This is a genomic window from Rhizobium sp. R635, from assembly GCF_002211285.1.
In the GTDB taxonomy this organism is placed as follows: Bacteria; Pseudomonadota; Alphaproteobacteria; order Rhizobiales; family Rhizobiaceae; genus Rhizobium.
In genome coordinates, this window is the sequence record NZ_LOKX01000001.1 from 180,890 (window position 1) to 198,043 (window position 17,154).

Genomic DNA, 17,154 nt, shown 5'->3' on the forward strand with positions numbered 1-17,154 from the left:
ATGATCGAAAAGAACCGTTCCCAAAGGCTGAAGCGCCTTCTCTCTGTACAGCGCCACATCGAACGGATGGCCGAGAACGACCTCGCCGAAACCAGCCGCCAGCGCGTCGAGGTCAATGCCGCGATGGACGATGTCATCCTTGCGCTCGGCTCGATGGACCCCGTCCATCACGCCTTCTCGCAGAATTACGCCGACCGATTCGGCAGGCTCACCATCAAGGACCAGCAGCTGACCGGCATGCAGCAGGTCCATGAGATGCGGCTGAGCCGTGAGCGCGCCAAGGGCGATCGCCTGGAAGAGGGCATGAAGGACGCCCTGGAGGCCGAGCGCCGCGAGGCCGACGACAATGCGGTCTATGATGTCATCGACCAGCAATTCGCAACGCCAGCCTCCAGCAAGCTTCAAAAACCATAATCGCTACGATCTTAATTTAGAGGATTGTAACGTGGCTATTTCGCCCCCCAGTGATCTGGTCCTGGACGTTGTCAAAGCTGCCGACCCCATGGAGGTTCAGGTGGCCCAGGAAAAATTGAAGGCAAACCGTGCGGCCTTTGCCGCCACGAGCCTCGCCGAGAACGGCAAGGGCTTCTCCAATACCGTGGACGTTCTCGACCATATCGGCCAGAAGAGCGGCCTTTCCAACATCCAGAATCGCACCAAGACCGAGGAAGTTCCGGAAAGCTACCGGAAGTTCGAGGCGATGGTTCTGCAGAATTTCGTCAAGTCCATGCTGCCGAGCGAAAGCGAAGACGTCTACGGCAAGGGCGCGACCGGCGATATCTGGAAGGGCATGATGGCCGAGCAGCTCGGCAACACCATGGCCAAGGGTGACGGCATCGGCATCGCCAAGCAGATGTACAGCGAACAGCTGCGCCGGCAGGAAGGCAAGATCGTCAATGCCTCGACCGATGACCGCGACCGCAATACCGCACTCAGCATGATCGACGACTTCCAGCGCAAGACCTTTGGCACGCCGACTGCCGAAGCCAAGAACGCAAGCGACGCATAACCGAGGGTACAATGGAAATAGTTTCGAACGAATACAGGATCAAATCCGTTCTCGGACGCCTCGAAATGATCATCGACAATGAGAACACCCGGATCGGCAGCGATCCGCAGTTCGACCTCAAGGTCTCCAACGCGCACAAGAGCCGCTGCCTTTACGAGCTGTCGATGCTTTTCCGCGATACCGATCCGGCCGAGCTCGCCGCTGCCCACCTCGATCAGCTGCACGGCCTGAAGAAGAAGCTGGTTCTCAATGCCCGCCGCGTCGAAGCGCATCTCGAAGCAGTTCGCGCCGTGGCCGACCTCCTGAAGAATGCGGTTCAGGATGCCGATGCTGACGGCACCTATTCCCAGGAACAATTCGCCGCGCGTGGAAACTGATGATCAAGCTCGTCCTCACCGGTGTCTGGGTTTGCGCCATCACCTTGGCTTCCGTCTATTTTTCGGTGTACCTGGCGACCGCGCCGGCGCCTGTGGCAACGGATTCCAAGCAGAGCACGCTCGAGCTGGTCAAGGGTGAAACGATCACGGTCCCGATCATCGGCGACGGTGCGATCACCGGTTATTTCCTTGGCCGCGTTTCCTTCATGATGAACAAGGAGATGCTGAAGGGTGTGACGCTGCCGTTGACCGAGATGACGACGGACGAGCTTTTCAGCCTGCTCGTCGGCAACAAGATGGTCGATATCGCTCACCTCAAATCCTTCGATCCGCAGGCCTTCCGCGAGGAGATCAAGAAGGGCATGAACGAGCGCCTCGGCGGCGAATATGTCGCCGAAGTGATGCTGGAACAGCTCGACTATCTCTCCAAGGAGGATGTCAAGGAAGGCGCCGCCGGCAAGCCGACGAAAGTGGGCAACCCCGTCAAGATCGTCGAGACCGAGCCGGCAGCGGAAGCGCCGGCGCCAGCCGCGCATTAAGGTCTTATCGATCATCGACGAAAGCGGCGCTGAAGGGCGCCGTTTTGCATTGGCGCTTGTGGTTAATAAACCACTTATGCGAGTAGGGAAATCCGAGGGATTTTCCTAAGGGTTGTTTGAACCAGTCCTGTTATATCAGACGTCACAGCTTGGTCTGCGCTGCCTCCCCTCGGGAGCGACGCCCTCCCGGCGTGACGCGACCGGTCCTTTTCGAGACCTCCGTTGCGGAAATGTGGGCTTGTTTTCCGGGATGTCGGGCGCATGACGCACCCTCGGCAGGAGGTTGGGATGAATCTGATTGCAAACTTCGCGGTGCTCGCATCGCGGCGGACGATCTTCGATCTGCCGGTGTGCGATCTTGGCTGGGACGATGCCCTCGTTTTCATCAACGAGCTGGCCTCCATTCCCGTCGGCCAGACCGTGGTTTGCTTCGTCAACGCCCATAACATGCTGACGGCCCTGCGCGACGACGAATATTATCGGATCATGTCGCACAATCTGGTTCTGCCGGATGGCATCGGCCTCAACATCGCATCGCAAATTGCCCATGGCGGGCCGTTTCCCGCCAATCTCAACGGCACCGATTTCGTGCCGGCCTTCCTCACTTTCATGGAAGCCCCGCGCCGCATCGGCCTCATCGGCGGCACGCGCTCGGTCATCGAGGCGGCGGCGGAAAACTTCCGCAAGCACACGCCCTGGCACGAATTCGTCGTCGTTTCCGACGGCTACTTCGACAAGGTCAATTCCGGCCCCGTCATCGAGGAGATCGAGCGTCAGAAGCTCGACATTCTGATCGTCGGCATGGGAACGCCGCTGCAGGAGAAATGGGTTCACGACAATATCCGCGCCGATCATGCGCGTCTGGTGCTGACGGTGGGCGCGCTCTTCGACTTCGTCTCCGGCGCCGTTCCGCGCGCCCCGAAGACGGTGCGGATGATGCGCATGGAATGGGCCTATCGCCTGATACAGGAGCCGGCCCGCCTCTGGCGCCGCTACATCATCGGCATCCCCGTCTTCCTCTATCATGTCCTGCGCTACCGCTTCCGCCGGCGCGAAAGAATGCTGAGCTATCCCGAAGAGCACACCAGCGCGCCGCAGCAGCCGCGGCTGGATCACAAGAAGGCAAGCTGACCGAGCGGATAATGCAGCGCCCGTCGGGCGTCTGAAAGCGGCACTGTCGTTTCTTGCCGCCGCGGTTAACCATTTCTTTGCCATGAATATTTAGAGTAGCTTAATCATCTGCGTTTCGTGCGGATGAGCGAACTCGGCCATCATGTGCATGAGATGTGGCGCAATGTACGATATCAGGGCCAGAAGCAGCTTCCACGATCGCGCAGGCGCGGGCCGGCGCGCCGATGACGATCCCTATCGACTGCCCCAGCCGAAAGGGCCGGATATCGCGCCGCCCGAAGCGGAGCTGCTGCGCGCCATTGGCCGCGCGCTCGAAGAGCAGCGCGCGAGGGCTGCGCGCACGGCGCCGCTGGTCGATCGCATCGAAACCATCCTCGGCAATCGTCTGCATGCCGCCAACGACGTCGGCCATCGTCTTCCGCAGGACGCCGCGCGCTATGAAGAGCAGATCGCCCCGGCCGACGAGCCGGTGATTTCAATCGAACCGCCGGCCGCAAGTTACGACGAGCCCGCCGAAGCCCGGCCGGCAGCGTCGCAGCGGGGCAGGGGACACTTCGGTCTAGCCGCGATGGTCGCCGCTGCGACGGTCCTCGGCGCAGGCTTCCCTCTGCTGATGCCGGCCTCGCCTGCGCTTTACCGTGCCGAAACGACGCTTGCGGTAAAGACGGATGCCGCAAGCCGGGCCGCCTTCACGCAGGCTGCCGCGAAGGGGCTGTTGTCGGCGCGGATGGTCGCATCGACGGTCGCCGCCTTGAAGCTCGATCGCGATCCTGAATTCGCCGGCGCAAGCGCGAACGCGTTGGGCGTCGCACTCGATCTCCTGTCGGCGACCGGCGCTGCCGCCGATCCGGCCTCGCGCGCCGAGGCGACGCTGAAACATGCGGTCGAGATCCTGCCGGATGCAGCCGCAGGCACGATCCTCGTGAGAGTGACGACCGGCGACAGCGGCAAATCCACGCGCATCGCGGCAAGGCTTGCCGAAGCAGCCGGCGGAGACGGGCGAGGCGGCAATGCGGAGACCGATGCCGCCTTGCGCAAGACCTACGACGACGCCAAGGCCGAGCTCGCCGCATTCACGGCAAAAAGCGGCGAAGGCAATGTCAAGGTGGCGATCGACCTTCGCCGCCAGATCGACGGGCTCGATGCCGATCTGAAAGAGGCCGACCAGAACATCCTGACCGCCAAGGCACAGGCCGATCGGCTGAAGGCAGCAAAGCTTGCCGAAGTGCTCGCCGGTTCGTTGCCCGCCGAGATGCTGTCGCCGGCGCTGCAGGATTGGCGAGACAAATATGCCGTCGCCAAAACGGCGCTGGCGCAGCTTTCCACCGAACTCGGCCCGCGCCATCCGCGCCTGTTGCAGCAGCAGGCCGAAACCGATGGTCTGAAGGAAAATATGGGCAAGGAGCTTACCCGCCTTGCCCAGGTCGCCAACGCCGCTGCCAAGGCTGCCGTCGATGCCCGCAAGGGCCTGAATGACCGCCGCAACACGCTGATCGCCCAGAGCCGGGACACCGGCGTCGATTTGTCACGCCTGACCGAGTTGCGGGAAAAGGCGAATGCTGCCCGCTCGCGCCTGGAGGAAGCAACATCCGCAGCGGCGGAAACGGCCACCGACGGTCGTATCATTCTCCTGAAGCCGCCGTTGGCAACAGCGGTATCGGGAACCGATGGCCTGGCCGCCCGGTCGCTTACCGGTGCAGCGGCGGGCCTCGCGATAGGCCTTGCCGGGGCTTTCCTGCTGCGGCTGCGCAGGCGCGCCGCCGATCCCACAGGGAAGGATATGGCAGTATTCCGGCCGCAAGTCCCACCGCTGCCGGCGCCTGTGCAGCATTCCGCGCCAGCCGATGAGGTGGAGGTTTTGCGCTCCGAAATCTCCGGCCTGCGTGACCAGCTTCGTGTTCATGCGCGGCAGCCGCTGCGCTGAACGAAACATTTCCTTGCAAGTTTGATATTGCGCTGCCGCTTTCGGACAGGATAGGGCGTTAGCGGGCAATCGGCGCCCGCCGAACATCCATAGATTGGCGCGAAACAAGGCGGAGAGACGCGTGACGACAGTAATCGATGGCAAGAACGTAGCTGCATCCGTAATCCAAACGGTCAAGAGTGCGACGGCAGCGCTGGAAAAGAGCAGCGGCGTGACCACCGGTCTTGCTGTCATCATCGTCGGCGACGATCCGGCAAGCCACGCCTATGTCGGCTCCAAGAGCCGCATGGCCAAGGAGTGCGGCTTCAAGTCCGTCCAGCATACGCTGCCGGCAGAAACGAAGCAGGAGGAACTCGCCGCCCTCGTCGCCACCCTCAACGTCGATCCGTCGATCCACGGCATCCTGGTGCAGCTGCCGCTGCCGAAGCCGCTCGACAGCGAGCCGATCATCCAGTCGATCCTGCCGGAAAAGGATGTCGACGGCTTGAGCGTCGTCAACGCCGGCAAGCTCGCCACCGGCGATCTGAAGACAGGCCTGGTCTCCTGCACGCCGGCCGGCGCCATGGTCTTCGTCCGTCGCACCCATGGCGAGGATCTCTCCGGCCTCAATGCCGTCGTCATCGGCCGTTCCAACCTGTTCGGCAAGCCGATGGCGCAATTGCTGCTCAACGCCAACGCGACGGTGACGATCGCGCACTCGAGAACCAAGAACCTCGCCGAGGTCTGCCGCAATGCCGATATCCTGGTCGCCGCCGTCGGTCGGCCGGAGATGGTCAAGGCCGATTGGGTCAAGCCGGGCGCGACGGTGATCGACGTCGGTATCAATCGTGTGCCGGCTCCCGACAAGGGAGAGGGCAAGACCCGGCTCGTCGGCGACGTGGCCTTCCGCGAAGTCTCCGAGATCGCCAGCACCATCACGCCGGTTCCGGGCGGCGTCGGCCCGATGACCATCGCCATGCTGATGGCCAATACGGTCATCGCTGCCCATCGCACTGCCGGGCAGACGCCGCCGCAGTTCTGATGATGGTTATGGCTGCTGCGGCGCAGGGCCGGTCGAGGCCCTGACGATCAACTCGGTCTTCCAAAGCTCCTGATCGGGGAAGGGCCCGGCCTGTTTCACCGTGCCGATCAGCCGCTGGGCGATGCGCACGCCCGCCGCCCGCAACGAGGAGCGCGTCGTCGTCAGCGGCACGGAGAAGCTTTCCGGCTTCAAGAGCGGCAGCACGTCGTCATGCGCGATCAGCGAAATATCCTCGCCGAGCCGCAAGCCCGCCTGGTTGACGGCGCGGATCGCGCCGAGCGCCAGCACCGTGCTGGAGCAGAGGATCGCCGTCGGTCGGTCCGGCAGCTGCAGGAAGCGCTCCATCGCCAGCAGGCCTTGCTCGTCCGTCATCAGCGCGTGGCTGGTGCAGTCTTCGTCAAGCGTCAGGCCGCGCTCGGCAAGAGCGGCGATGACGCCGTTCTTCCTGCGGATGGCGAAATCCAGATGCATCGGTCCGTTCATCAGCGCAAAGCGCGTATGGCCGAGCTGCAGCAGGAGCCGCGTCGCATCGTAAAAGGCGCCCTCATTGTCAATGTCGACGAAAGGGTAATCCGGCTCCGATCCGAAAGAGCGGCCGTGCACGACATAGGGTATGGCGAGCGATTTCAGCATGGGAAGCCGTGGGTCGTGGCCGCGCATATAGGCGACGAACAGTGCATCGACATTGCCGCTGATCGCAAGGCGGCGGAGCGCCGCCACCTCGTCATCCGGGTCGGCCGGCATGATGACGAAGTGGAAATCGTGGCGCACGGCCTCTTCGCCAAGCCCGGCCAGGAATTCGCCGAAATGCACGTCGGACTGATGGCCGGGTGCGGTCGGCATGACGAGGCCGATCGAGCCGGCCTTGCCGGTCGCAAGGCGCTGCGCCGCCTTGTTCGGCCGGTATCCGGTTTCCTTGACAGCCTGGAGCACGCGCTCCCGGGTCGCCTCGTTGACCTCGGGATAGCCGTTGAGCGCCCGGCTCACGGTCGTCTGCGAAAGTCCCAGCAATTCCGATAGCTGTTTGAGATTCACCTGCTACGCTCCCGGCTCGCCCTGGACCTGGATAAAGGCTAGTCGCCCTCCAGCGCCCAAAGCGCTTTCAATTATGTATCATTTGATGCGCTTGACTCAAGAAAAATCGCTCCATATTTCCCAAGAGGCGCTGTCGAACAGCGCTAGCGCATCGGCTCGAAAATTGGAATCGATTTTCGAGGCGCACGATACGTAGATTCAAAGGCTTAGAGTGTCCTTTGTGAATCCGGCAGGATGCAAGGCGCTCCAAGTCGCATGTTTATAGCGAGTTTTCGTGAAATCACTTGACTCTATTCCGCCGAAAGTGGAATGAGTTTAAGTGTCAAAGCGCTTTGAAATCCTTTTTGAGGGAATTCGGTGCGGTTGGGATTGTGATGGGAGGTTGATCACATGAAAAAGTCATTTTTGATGGGCGTTGCCGTCGCGGCGCTTTTTGCCGGTACTGCGTCCGCGGCCGATCTGAAGTTCGCGCCCGGGCAGGATGCCAAGTTCAATTGGAAGAGCTATGATGAATTCAAGGCCGCTCATGCCGATCTGAAGGGCGAGCCGCTGACGATCTTCGGACCGTGGCGCGGTGAGGACGAAGCCTTCTTCATGAGCGTTCTCGCTTATTTCACCGAAGCGACCGGCGTCGAAGCCAAATACTCCTCTTCGGAAAACTACGAACAGCAGATCGTCATCGATACGCAGGCGGGCTCGCCGCCGAACATCGCCGTTCTGCCGCAGCCGGGCCTTCTGGCCGATCTCGCCGGTAAGGGCTTCCTGACGCCGCTCGGCGACGACAATTCCAAGTGGATCAAGGACAATTACGGCGCCGGCGACAGCTGGGTCGGTTACGGCACCTACAAGGGCAAGGACGGCAAGGAAGCCTTCTACGCCTTCCCCTATAAGGCCGACGTCAAGTCGCTCGTCTGGTACGTGCCGGAGAATTTCGAGGAAGCCGGCTACAAGATTCCGACGACCATGGAAGAACTGCATGCCCTGACCGATCAGATCGTCAAGGATGGCGGCGTTCCCTGGTGCATCGGTCTCGGTTCCGGCGGCGCGACCGGCTGGCCGGCGACCGACTGGGTCGAGGACATCATGCTGCGCACCCAGCCGCCGGAAGCCTACGACAAGTGGACGACCAACGAGCTGAAGTTCACCGATCCGGCCGTCGTTGCCGCGATCGATGAATTCGGCAAGTTCGCCAAGAACGAGAAATATGTCGATGGTGGTGTCGCGGCCGTGGCCTCGACCGACTTCCGCGACAGCCCGAAGGGCCTCTTCGCCGTTCCGCCGAAGTGCTACATGCACCATCAGGCCTCGTTCATCCCGTCCTTCTTCCCTGAAGGCACGAAGCTCGGCCAGGACGCCGACTTCTTCTACATGCCGACCTATGCCTCGCATCCGGAACTCGGCAAGCCGGTTCTCGGCGCAGGCACGCTCGTCTCGATCACCAAGGATTCGAAGGCCGCCCGTGCCTTCATCGACTTCCTGAAGACCCCGATCGCGCATGAAGTCTGGATGGCGCAGTCGAGCTTCCTGACCCCCTACAAGGGCGTTAGCACCGAGGCCTATGCCAATCCGCAGATGAAGAAGGAAGGCGAGATCCTGACCTCGGCCACCACATTCCGCTTCGACGGTTCCGACCTGATGCCGGGCAAGATCGGTGCCGGCGCCTTCTGGACGGGCATGGTCGATTTCGTCGGCGGCAAGTCTGCCGAAGAGGCCGCTGGCGAAATCCAGAGCGCCTGGGACGGCATCAAGTAATCTTCCAAAACGATGCCGCCGGTTTGCCGGCGGCATGGCCTGCATGACTGGCCGGGTTCGCAAAGAGCCCGGCCATCGCGGGATATGTTGCGATTGGGCAATGCAAACGGGTTGACGATGACCGGCCTCGATCCGTCAGAAGAAAAGCCGGTCTGAATAAGATCAGGGGAAGCAGGGGAGGGACGTAATGCTGTTGCAGATAGTGTCCGCTTTGGGCGTCGTGGTCGTCGCCGTTTTCGCGTGCTCGGCCTATTTCTATTTTTCGAACAAGATTCTGGATCTGGCCCTACCGGTCGGCGATGGCGACATCCGCGCCGCATCGCGCAACCTCAACCGCCGCGCACTGATCCGGCCGTGGCTGTTCATCGGCCCGGCGCTCTTCCTGCTCTTCGTCTATCTCGTCTATCCGGTTGTCGCCACCTTCATCCTCTCCTTCTACGACCGCACCGGCCAGCAATTCGTCGGCGTCGCCAACTACAAATGGGCGATCGGCGACCGCGAATTCCGCCAGTCGATCTTCAACAACATCCTCTGGCTCGCCGTCGTGCCGGCCGCCTGCACCTTTTTCGGCCTCGTCATCGCCGTGATGACCGACCGCATCTGGTGGGGCAATATCGCCAAGAGCATCGTCTTCATGCCGATGGCGATCTCCTTCGTCGGCGCGTCCGTCATCTGGAAGTTCATCTATGAGTATCGCGGCGGCAACGACGTCCAGATCGGCCTCCTGAACGCCATCGTCCAGCTGTTCGGCGGCACGCCCGAAGTGTGGATCTCCGTGCCCTTCTGGAACAATTTCTTCCTGATGGTCATCCTGATCTGGATCCAGACCGGTTTTGCCATGGTCATTCTCTCGGCAGCGCTGCGCGGCATTCCCGAGGAGACGATCGAAGCCGCCGTCATCGACGGCGCCAATGGCTGGCAGATCTTCTGGCGCATCATGGTGCCGCAGGTCTGGGGCACCATCGCCGTGGTCTGGACGACGATCACCATCCTCGTCCTCAAGGTCTTCGACATCGTGCTGACCATGACCAACGGCCAGTGGCAGACCATGGTTCTGGCGAACCTGATGTTCGACTGGATGTTCCGCGGCGGCGGCGACTCCGGCCGAAGCGCCGTCATCGCCATCATCATCATGCTCGCCGTCACGCCGATCATGGTTTGGAACGTGCGCCGCGCCAATCGCGAATTGAAGGGCCATTGAGATGACCGCTGTCGGAAGCTACTTCAAGATCGGCCCCGCCCGCCTCTTCGTTCACCTTGCCGTTCTGCTGATCGTCATCATCTGGCTCATCCCGACGCTCGGCATCTTCGTCAGCGCCTTGCGCGACAAGGACCAGATCGTCGTTTCCGGCTGGTGGACGTCCTTCGTCGGCTCGACGCAGACCGTCGCCGTCCGCCTGGGCACGTCAGACCAGCAAAAGCAGGAAGGCGCCAACTACGTCATTTCAGGCAATGTGCTGGAAGGACAGGACGGCCGCTCGGTAAAGGCCTTCGGCAACCGCGTGCAGCAGCCGGCCGCTTTCGAGGCGGGCGCGACCGCCGATCTCGGCGATGGCGAAACGCTGCAGATCAACGGCGACGGCAGCTATCGCTACATGAAGAACGCGGCCTTTTCGCCCGACGAGCGGCCGCGGCGCATCTATGTGTCCGTCTCTGCGCCGCCGGAATTCACCATGCAGAACTACAACACGGTTCTGACTGGCGAAGGCATCGGCCAGTCCTTCATCAATTCGCTGACGGTGACGATCCCGGCGACGATCATCCCGATCCTGATCGCCGCTTTCGCCGCCTATGCGCTGAGCTGGATGGAGTTTCCCGGCCGGGCGCTGCTGATTGCGCTCGTCGTCGGCCTCATCGTCGTGCCGCTGCAGATGTCGCTGATCCCGCTGCTGCGCCTCTATAACGAGGTCGGCACTATGCTCGGTCAGCCGTCGAAAACGTATCCCGGCATCTGGCTCGCCCATACCGCCTTCGGCATGCCGCTCGCCATCTTTCTCCTGCGGGCCTATATCGCCGGCCTGCCGAAGGAGATCATCGAATCCGCCCGCGTCGACGGCGCGAGCGATTTCGAGATCTTCACCCGCATCGTTTTGCCTTTGTCCTTCCCGGCACTCGCCTCCTTCGCCATCTTCCAGTTCCTGTGGGTGTGGAACGACCTGCTCGTCGCCATGGTCTTCCTCGGCACCGACAAGGATCATCTCGTGCTGACCGGCAGCCTGAACGCGCTGCTCGGCTCGCGCGGCGGCAATTGGGAGATTTTGACGGCGTCAGCCTTCGTCACCATCATCGTGCCGCTGCTCGTCTTCTTTGGGCTGCAGCGCTATCTGGTGCGCGGTCTGCTGGCCGGGTCGGTCAAGGGAGGCTGACCATTTCCGAACGTGACTTCAGACAGGATATCCCATGAACGTGGCTCCCCAATCGATCATGACCGCCGACAAGGACTGGTGGCGCGGCGCGGTGATCTACCAGATCTATCCGCGCTCCTACCAGGATTCGAACGGTGACGGCATCGGCGACTTGAAGGGCATCACCGCCCGCCTGCCGCATGTGGCAAGCCTCGGCGCCGATGCCATCTGGATCTCGCCCTTCTTCACATCGCCGATGCGCGATTTCGGCTATGACGTCTCCGATTACGAGAACGTCGATTCGATCTTCGGCACGCTGGTCGATTTCGATACGCTGATATCAGAAGCCCATCGCCTCGGTATCCGGGTGATGATCGATCTCGTCATTTCCCACAGCTCGGATCAGCACCCCTGGTTCGTCCAGAGCCGCTCCAGCAAGACCAACGCCAAGGCCGACTGGTATGTCTGGGCCGATGCCAAGCCCGACGGCACGCCGCCGAACAACTGGCTGTCGATCTTCGGCGGCTCGGCATGGGCGTGGGATCCGACGCGCATGCAATACTACCTGCACAACTTCCTGACCTCGCAGCCGGATATGAACCTGCATAACCCGGAGGTGCAGGACCGTCTGCTCGATGTCGTGCGCTTCTGGCTCAATCGCGGCGTCGACGGCTTTCGCCTCGATACCATCAACTTTTATTTCCACGACCCGCTGCTGCGCGACAATCCCGCACTTGCTCCCGAGCGGCGCAACGCCTCCACCGCGCCGGCGGTCAATCCCTATAACTTCCAGGAGCATGTCTACGACAAGAACCGGCCGGAGAACCTCGCCTTTCTCAAGCGCTTCCGCGCCGTTCTCGAGGAATACCCGGCGATTGCCGCGGTCGGCGAGGTTGGTGACAGCCAGCGCGGCCTTGAGATCGTCGGCGAATACACGTCAGGCAATGACAAGATGCACATGTGTTACGCCTTCGAATTCCTGGCGCCCGATCCGCTGACGCCGGAGCGTGTCGAGGAGGTGATGCAGGATTTCGAAGCCGCCGCACCGGATGGCTGGGCCTGCTGGGCCTTCTCCAATCACGACGTCGTGCGCCATGTCAGCCGTTGGGGTGGGCTGGTCGCCGATCACGACGCTTTTGCCAAGCTCTATGCCTCGTTGCTGTTGGCTTTACGTGGCTCCGTCTGCATCTATCAGGGTGAGGAACTCGGCCTCACAGAGGCGGATCTCGCCTATCAGGACCTGCAGGACCCATACGGCATCCAGTTCTGGCCGGAATTCAAGGGCCGTGACGGCTGCCGCACGCCGATGGTCTGGGACAGTCAGGTCGCCCAGGGCGGTTTCTCCAGCGTCAAGCCTTGGCTGCCGGTGCCGGTCGAGCATATTCTGCGGGCGGTCAGCGTCCAGCAGGGCGACGAAAATTCAGTGCTGGAGCACTACCGCCGCTTCATCGCTTTCCGCAAGCTGTACCCGGCTTTCGCCAAGGGCGAGATCGAATTCGAGGAGCAGCAGGACGAAGCGCTGGTCTTCACCCGCGAATATGGCAATGAGAAGCTGCTCTGCATCTTCAACATGAGTCCGGTTGAATCGGGCGTCATACTGCCTGCGGGAGAGTGGCAGGCATTGACGGGCCATGGCTTTACCAGCAACAACTATGGCGACAAGATCGATATTCCGGCCTGGGGGGCGTATTTCGCCCGTCTCGCCTAAGGATCAGGAGGGGAGAGAGAAATGACTGGACTGACACTGAAGGACATCCGCAAATCCTACGGTTCCGTGGATGTTCTCCATGGTATCGACCTCGATATCAAGCAGGGCGAATTCATCGTCTTCGTCGGTCCGTCCGGCTGCGGCAAGTCCACGCTTCTGCGCATGATCGCCGGTCTCGAGGCGATCACCGGCGGCGAGATGTATATCGACGGCATGCTCGTCAATGACGTGCCGCCGTCCAAGCGCGGCATTGCCATGGTCTTCCAGTCCTATGCGCTCTATCCCCACATGACCGTTTACGACAACATGGCCTTCGGCATGAAGATCGCCGGCGAAAGCAAGCAGGAGATCGAGCGCCGTGTCCGGGCGGCGGCCGAAAGCCTGCAGCTGACCAAATATCTTGAGCGGCTGCCGAAAGCGCTGTCCGGCGGCCAGCGCCAGCGCGTGGCGATCGGCCGCGCCATCTGCCGCGATCCCAAGGTCTTCCTGTTCGATGAGCCGCTGTCCAACCTCGATGCCGCGCTGCGTGTCGCGACCCGCATCGAGATCGCTCGTCTCAACGAGCAGATGGCCGATACGACGATGATCTACGTGACCCACGACCAGGTCGAGGCGATGACGCTTGCCGACCGCATCGTCGTCCTCTCCGCCGGCAATATCGAGCAGGTCGGCGCGCCGCTGGAGCTCTACGAGCGCCCGGCCAACCTCTTCGTCGCGAAATTCATCGGCTCGCCTGCCATGAACATCATCCCCGCCACGATCACGGCGACCGGCAGCCAGACGACGGTGACGCTGACCGGCGGCATGTCGGTGACATTGGATGTGGCGACCGACGCGTCCGAGAAGGGCAAGCAGGCGAGCTTCGGCGTTCGCCCGGAAGATCTGCGGATCGCCGATGGCGCCGACTATGTTTTCGAGGGCGAAGTCTCGATCGTCGAGGCGCTCGGGGAAGTGACGCTGCTTTACATCGAAGGCCTTGTTCCGGGCGAGCCGATCGTCGTCAAGCTGCCCGGCATCTATGATGTCCACAAGGGCCAGAGGATGCGCTTTGCCGCCGACCGGCAGAAGTTGCATCTCTTTGACGCGACCGGCCACACCTACCGGAAATGAGGTGGCCATTTTTGGGGGAGTAGTCCGGGGAATTATACTTGGCGGGCCGAATTCTCACTTTCTGTTAAAGATCAGCTGCTACCTTTTCCCAGTCAATTTATGAGGGGGATAAGCAAGTGGCCGCTTCCAATCCGTCACAGCCAAGGTCTCATTTCCTGAGCAAGGAAGAATCCTTCATGTATGACCGCGAGGCGCGGTTCAAAATGGAGGACACAATGAATGCCGCGCGCATCGAATATACGGAAAAGGGCGTCATGCACGCGGCCTCGCGCCGTTGCGATATCGTCCGGATCTCGATGAGCAGCGCGACGCTCGCGATTCTGACCCAGTTCAGCCTGCCGAAGCAGTTCTATCTGGATATTCCGGATGCCCGCATCACCAAGGTCGGCTGCCTGCTGATGAAGGTGAATGCCAACAACACGATCGAAGTCCGCTTCCTGCGTCTGCTGACGCAGAAGGAGCTGAACAAGATCTTCGTTTACAGCACGCATCCGGCGCACAAGGATTACGTTCTCGATATCCGCGCCTGACGGATAGTTCTGGGCTGACGATATGAAAAACCCGCGGGTGCTTCTTGCGCCACGCGGGTTTTTGTTTGCGCCGAGCCTTCTGCTCAGTGGAAGAGCACGCTCGCGCCTTGGTCCGAAGCGCCGACGGCGCGGCGGAACGGGGCGAAAAGCTCACGGCCCATGCCGAATTCATTATCGGAGAGATCGACGGTCACCGGCTCGCGCTCGGCCATGTCGGCCGCATCGACGAGCAGTTCGAGCGTGCCCTTGATCGCGTCCAGGCGAATGATGTCGCCATCCTTGATCCGGGCGATCGGGCCGCCGTCGACCGCTTCCGGCGTGACGTGGATCGCCGCCGGCACCTTGCCGGATGCGCCGGACATGCGCCCGTCGGTCAGGAGCGCCACGCGGAAGCCGCGGTCCTGCAGCACGCCGAGCGGCGGCGTCAGCTTGTGCAGTTCCGGCATGCCGTTCGCCTTCGGTCCCTGGAAGCGCACGACGGCGACGAAGTCGCGGTTGAGCTTGCCTTCCTTGAAGGCGTCCTGCAGCTCCTGCTGGCTGTGGAAGACGATCGCCGGCGCCTCGATGATATGACGCTCCGGTTTGACGGCGGAGATCTTGATGACAGCCTTGCCGAGATTGCCGCGCAGCATCTTCAGCCCGCCATTCGCCTGGAAGGGCGTCTCGATGCTGGAGAGCACCTTGGGGTCGTGGCTCTTTTCCGGCGACGGCTCGCGCAGCACGGTGCCGTTTTCGCCGAGACGGGCATCGACCGTATAGGCTTCGAGACCCTGGCCGAAGACGGTGCGCACGTCGTCGTGCACGAGCCCGTGCTTCAGGAGTTCCTTGATGAGGAAGCCCATGCCGCCGGCCGCCTGGAAATGGTTCACGTCGGCAAGCCCGTTCGGATAGACGCGGGCAAGCAGGGGCACGATTTCCGAAAGCTCGGCAATGTCCTGCCAAGTGAGCTGGATGCCGGCTGCCCGCGCCATGGCGACGAGGTGCAGCGTGTGGTTGGTCGAGCCGCCCGTCGCATGCAGGCCGACGACGCCGTTGACGACCGAGCGTTCGTCGATCATCTCGCCGGCCGGGGTGAATTCATTGCCGAGCGCGGTGATCGCCAAGGCCCGCTTGGCGGCTTCGCGCGTCAGCGCTTCGCGCAGCGGCGTGCCGGGATTGATGAAGGAGGAGCCCGGCATATGGAAGCCCATGATCTCCATCAGCATCTGGTTGGAGTTGGCCGTGCCGTAGAAGGTGCAGGTGCCGGGTCCGTGATAGGATTTCGATTCCGCCTCCAGCAGCTCGGCGCGCCCGACCTTGCCTTCGGCGAAGAGCTGGCGCACGCGCGACTTCTCGTCGTTCGGCAAGCCCGTCGTCATCGGACCGGCCGGAACGAAGATCGATGGCAGGTGCCCGAAGGAGAGGGCGGCGATGACAAGGCCTGGCACGATCTTGTCGCAGACGCCGAGGAAGAGGGCGGCATCGAACATGTTGTGCGACAGGCCCACACCGGCTGCCATGGCGATCAGGTCGCGCGAGAAGAGCGAGAGTTCCATGCCGGGCTGTCCCTGGGTGACGCCATCGCACATGGCGGGCACGCCGCCCGCCACTTGCGCCACGCCGCCCGCTTGGGCGGCCGCCTCGCGAATGATCGCGGGATAGGTCTCGAACGGCTGGTGGGCCGAGAGCATGTCGTTATAGGCGGTGATGATGCCGAGATTGGGGATGCGGTCGCCGGCGAGCGCATCCTTCTCGGCGGGGGAACAGACGGCGAAACCATGGGCGAGGTTTGCGCAGCCGAGCACCGAACGCTGCACGCCCTTGGAAGCGGCGGCGCGCAGGCGTTCCAGGTAGCGCTCGCGGGTCGGCTTCGAGCGTTCGACAATACGGTTCGTGATCGCAGCAATGCGTGCGTGAGCGGACATGGAAAATCCCTGCCTTGTTCTGGTTCGTCTCTGTCTGTTCGCGGGTTCCGGCGGCCTGTCAGGCCGTGTCAGGGAGCCCAGTAGATCTCGACCGGGGAAGTGGCCCGGCGCAGAACGGCGCGGATCGGCATTTCTGCCTCGTCACCGCTGCCTTCCGCCTTGGCGAGAACGTCTTTTTTGCCTTCGCCCTCGATATGGAGAACCAGGAGTGCGGCATCCTCAAGACTGGAGAAGGTGAAGGTCAGGCGCGGCTCGCCGGCCCCTTCCGCCTCCATGGTGATGATGCCGCGCGGCGTCGATGCGTCGAGCGCCTTGGCGAGATTGCTGCCGTTGGGAAAGAACGAGGCGGTGTGGCCGTCGCCGCCCATGCCGAGGATGACGACGTCGAAGGGGATGCCGATCTCGGCGCTCTTTGCCGTCGCAAGCCGCGCGGCCTCCTCGACGGAAGCCGCCGGCTGGTAAAGCGGCACGAAACGCGCCGACTTCGCCTTGTTCTGCAAGAGATTGGCATCGACCAGCAGATGGTTCGAGCGCGCATTGTCGGCCGGCACGAAACGTTCGTCGACGAGGGTGATCGTCACCTTGTCCCAGGCGATGTCGCGCGTCGACAGCACCTGGAAGAAGACTTTCGGCGTGGAGCCGCCGGAAACGGCGATGGACGCCGCTCCTCGGGCAGCGATCGCTGCCGAAAGCGTGTTGGCGACCTTGTCGGCAAGGCTGTCGGCGAGGTCTGCGGCGCTGGTGAAAGAATGCAGGGTCGATGCCATCG

Annotated in this window: 16 protein-coding genes; 13 read left to right on the plus strand and 3 right to left on the minus strand. The window is 62.2% G+C overall.

All coding sequences use genetic code 11. The features are described from left to right. From ATY78_RS00870 to folD, 7 genes are all read left to right on the plus strand, one after another. Window positions 1-414: a hypothetical protein gene (locus ATY78_RS00870; protein ID WP_088680459.1), complete on the plus strand. Its 414-nt coding sequence runs from the start codon at window positions 1-3 to the stop codon at window positions 412-414. A 31-nt stretch (window positions 415-445) separates the two neighbouring features. Then, the gene (locus ATY78_RS00875) at window positions 446-1,009 is read left to right on the plus strand and encodes a rod-binding protein (RefSeq protein ID WP_088680460.1); all 564 of its coding nucleotides are present in this window, start codon (window positions 446-448) and stop codon (window positions 1,007-1,009) included. 11 nt (window positions 1,010-1,020) lie between these two features. Then, a complete protein-coding gene (locus ATY78_RS00880) occupies window positions 1,021-1,386 on the plus strand; it encodes a hypothetical protein (protein WP_003570277.1) in 366 nt (121 codons plus the stop codon). Continuing rightward, on the plus strand, window positions 1,386-1,925 hold the full coding sequence (locus tag ATY78_RS00885) for a hypothetical protein (RefSeq protein ID WP_088680461.1): 540 nt from the start codon (window positions 1,386-1,388) through the stop codon (window positions 1,923-1,925). Before ATY78_RS00880 ends, ATY78_RS00885 begins: the two co-directional genes overlap by 1 nt. Window positions 1,926-2,213: 288 nt before the next feature. Next, window positions 2,214-3,056: a WecB/TagA/CpsF family glycosyltransferase gene (locus ATY78_RS00890; RefSeq protein ID WP_088680462.1), complete on the plus strand. Its 843-nt coding sequence runs from the start codon at window positions 2,214-2,216 to the stop codon at window positions 3,054-3,056. A gap of 163 nt (window positions 3,057-3,219) precedes the next feature. Then, window positions 3,220-4,980, plus strand: a complete 1,761-nt coding sequence (locus tag ATY78_RS00895) for a succinoglycan biosynthesis protein exop (RefSeq protein WP_088680463.1) — start codon at window positions 3,220-3,222, stop codon at window positions 4,978-4,980. A gap of 121 nt (window positions 4,981-5,101) precedes the next feature. Continuing rightward, a complete protein-coding gene (gene folD / locus ATY78_RS00900; RefSeq protein ID WP_088680464.1) occupies window positions 5,102-6,001 on the plus strand; it encodes a bifunctional methylenetetrahydrofolate dehydrogenase/methenyltetrahydrofolate cyclohydrolase FolD in 900 nt (299 codons plus the stop codon). A gap of 6 nt (window positions 6,002-6,007) precedes the next feature. On the opposite strand, the gene ATY78_RS00905 is transcribed toward folD, so the two are convergent. Next, window positions 6,008-7,036: a substrate-binding domain-containing protein gene (locus tag ATY78_RS00905; protein WP_088680465.1), complete on the minus strand. Its 1,029-nt coding sequence runs from the start codon at window positions 7,034-7,036 to the stop codon at window positions 6,008-6,010. Window positions 7,037-7,426: 390 nt separating this feature from the next. Between ATY78_RS00905 and ATY78_RS00910 the strand changes: the two genes are divergently transcribed. The 6 genes from ATY78_RS00910 to ATY78_RS00935 all read left to right on the plus strand — a co-directional run bounded on the left by ATY78_RS00910 (window position 7,427) and on the right by ATY78_RS00935 (window position 14,481). Continuing rightward, window positions 7,427-8,788 carry an ABC transporter substrate-binding protein gene (locus ATY78_RS00910; RefSeq protein ID WP_088680466.1) on the plus strand — a complete coding sequence of 454 codons (1,362 nt, stop codon included), beginning with the start codon at window positions 7,427-7,429 and terminating at the stop codon, window positions 8,786-8,788. Between the two features lie 187 nt (window positions 8,789-8,975). Beyond that, window positions 8,976-9,989, plus strand: coding sequence for a sugar ABC transporter permease (locus ATY78_RS00915; protein WP_088680467.1), 1,014 nt, complete (start codon window positions 8,976-8,978; stop codon window positions 9,987-9,989). A gap of 1 nt (window position 9,990) precedes the next feature. Next, complete coding sequence (locus tag ATY78_RS00920; protein ID WP_088680468.1) at window positions 9,991-11,154, plus strand: carbohydrate ABC transporter permease; 1,164 nt, start codon at window positions 9,991-9,993, stop codon at window positions 11,152-11,154. Window positions 11,155-11,188: 34 nt separating this feature from the next. Continuing rightward, window positions 11,189-12,841: an alpha-glucosidase gene (locus ATY78_RS00925; protein ID WP_088680469.1), complete on the plus strand. Its 1,653-nt coding sequence runs from the start codon at window positions 11,189-11,191 to the stop codon at window positions 12,839-12,841. A 21-nt stretch (window positions 12,842-12,862) separates the two neighbouring features. Further along, window positions 12,863-13,951: a sn-glycerol-3-phosphate ABC transporter ATP-binding protein UgpC gene (ugpC, locus tag ATY78_RS00930; RefSeq protein WP_088680470.1), complete on the plus strand. Its 1,089-nt coding sequence runs from the start codon at window positions 12,863-12,865 to the stop codon at window positions 13,949-13,951. Window positions 13,952-14,127: 176 nt separating this feature from the next. Continuing rightward, window positions 14,128-14,481, plus strand: a complete 354-nt coding sequence (locus ATY78_RS00935) for a hypothetical protein (RefSeq protein WP_020920408.1) — start codon at window positions 14,128-14,130, stop codon at window positions 14,479-14,481. A gap of 83 nt (window positions 14,482-14,564) precedes the next feature. Here ATY78_RS00935 and edd read toward each other — a convergent pair whose 3' ends face one another. After that, a complete protein-coding gene (edd, locus tag ATY78_RS00940) occupies window positions 14,565-16,385 on the minus strand; it encodes a phosphogluconate dehydratase (RefSeq protein ID WP_088680471.1) in 1,821 nt (606 codons plus the stop codon). Window positions 16,386-16,453: 68 nt separating this feature from the next. Beyond that, entirely contained in the window at window positions 16,454-17,152 is a 699-nt protein-coding gene (gene pgl / locus ATY78_RS00945; RefSeq protein ID WP_088680472.1) for a 6-phosphogluconolactonase, read from the minus strand. Window positions 17,153-17,154: the final 2 nt, after the last annotated feature.

Excerpts from the sequence above, each read along its gene's own strand:
- ATY78_RS00870 (WP_088680459.1), top strand. The coding sequence starts at position 1 with ATGATCGAAAAGAACCGTTCCCAAAGGCTGAAGCGCCTTCTCTCTGTA.
- ATY78_RS00880 (WP_003570277.1), top strand. The coding sequence starts at position 1,021 with ATGGAAATAGTTTCGAACGAATACAGGATCAAATCCGTTCTCGGACGC.
- ATY78_RS00885 (WP_088680461.1), top strand. The coding sequence starts at position 1,386 with ATGATCAAGCTCGTCCTCACCGGTGTCTGGGTTTGCGCCATCACCTTG.
- ATY78_RS00890 (WP_088680462.1), top strand. The coding sequence starts at position 2,214 with ATGAATCTGATTGCAAACTTCGCGGTGCTCGCATCGCGGCGGACGATC.
- ATY78_RS00895 (WP_088680463.1), top strand. The coding sequence starts at position 3,220 with ATGTACGATATCAGGGCCAGAAGCAGCTTCCACGATCGCGCAGGCGCG.
- ATY78_RS00910 (WP_088680466.1), top strand. The coding sequence starts at position 7,427 with ATGAAAAAGTCATTTTTGATGGGCGTTGCCGTCGCGGCGCTTTTTGCC.
- ATY78_RS00915 (WP_088680467.1), top strand. The coding sequence starts at position 8,976 with ATGCTGTTGCAGATAGTGTCCGCTTTGGGCGTCGTGGTCGTCGCCGTT.
- ATY78_RS00920 (WP_088680468.1), top strand. The coding sequence starts at position 9,991 with ATGACCGCTGTCGGAAGCTACTTCAAGATCGGCCCCGCCCGCCTCTTC.
- ATY78_RS00925 (WP_088680469.1), top strand. The coding sequence starts at position 11,189 with ATGAACGTGGCTCCCCAATCGATCATGACCGCCGACAAGGACTGGTGG.
- ugpC (WP_088680470.1), top strand. The coding sequence starts at position 12,863 with ATGACTGGACTGACACTGAAGGACATCCGCAAATCCTACGGTTCCGTG.
- ATY78_RS00935 (WP_020920408.1), top strand. The coding sequence starts at position 14,128 with ATGTATGACCGCGAGGCGCGGTTCAAAATGGAGGACACAATGAATGCC.
- edd (WP_088680471.1), bottom strand. The coding sequence starts at position 16,385 with ATGTCCGCTCACGCACGCATTGCTGCGATCACGAACCGTATTGTCGAA.
- pgl (WP_088680472.1), bottom strand. The coding sequence starts at position 17,152 with ATGGCATCGACCCTGCATTCTTTCACCAGCGCCGCAGACCTCGCCGAC.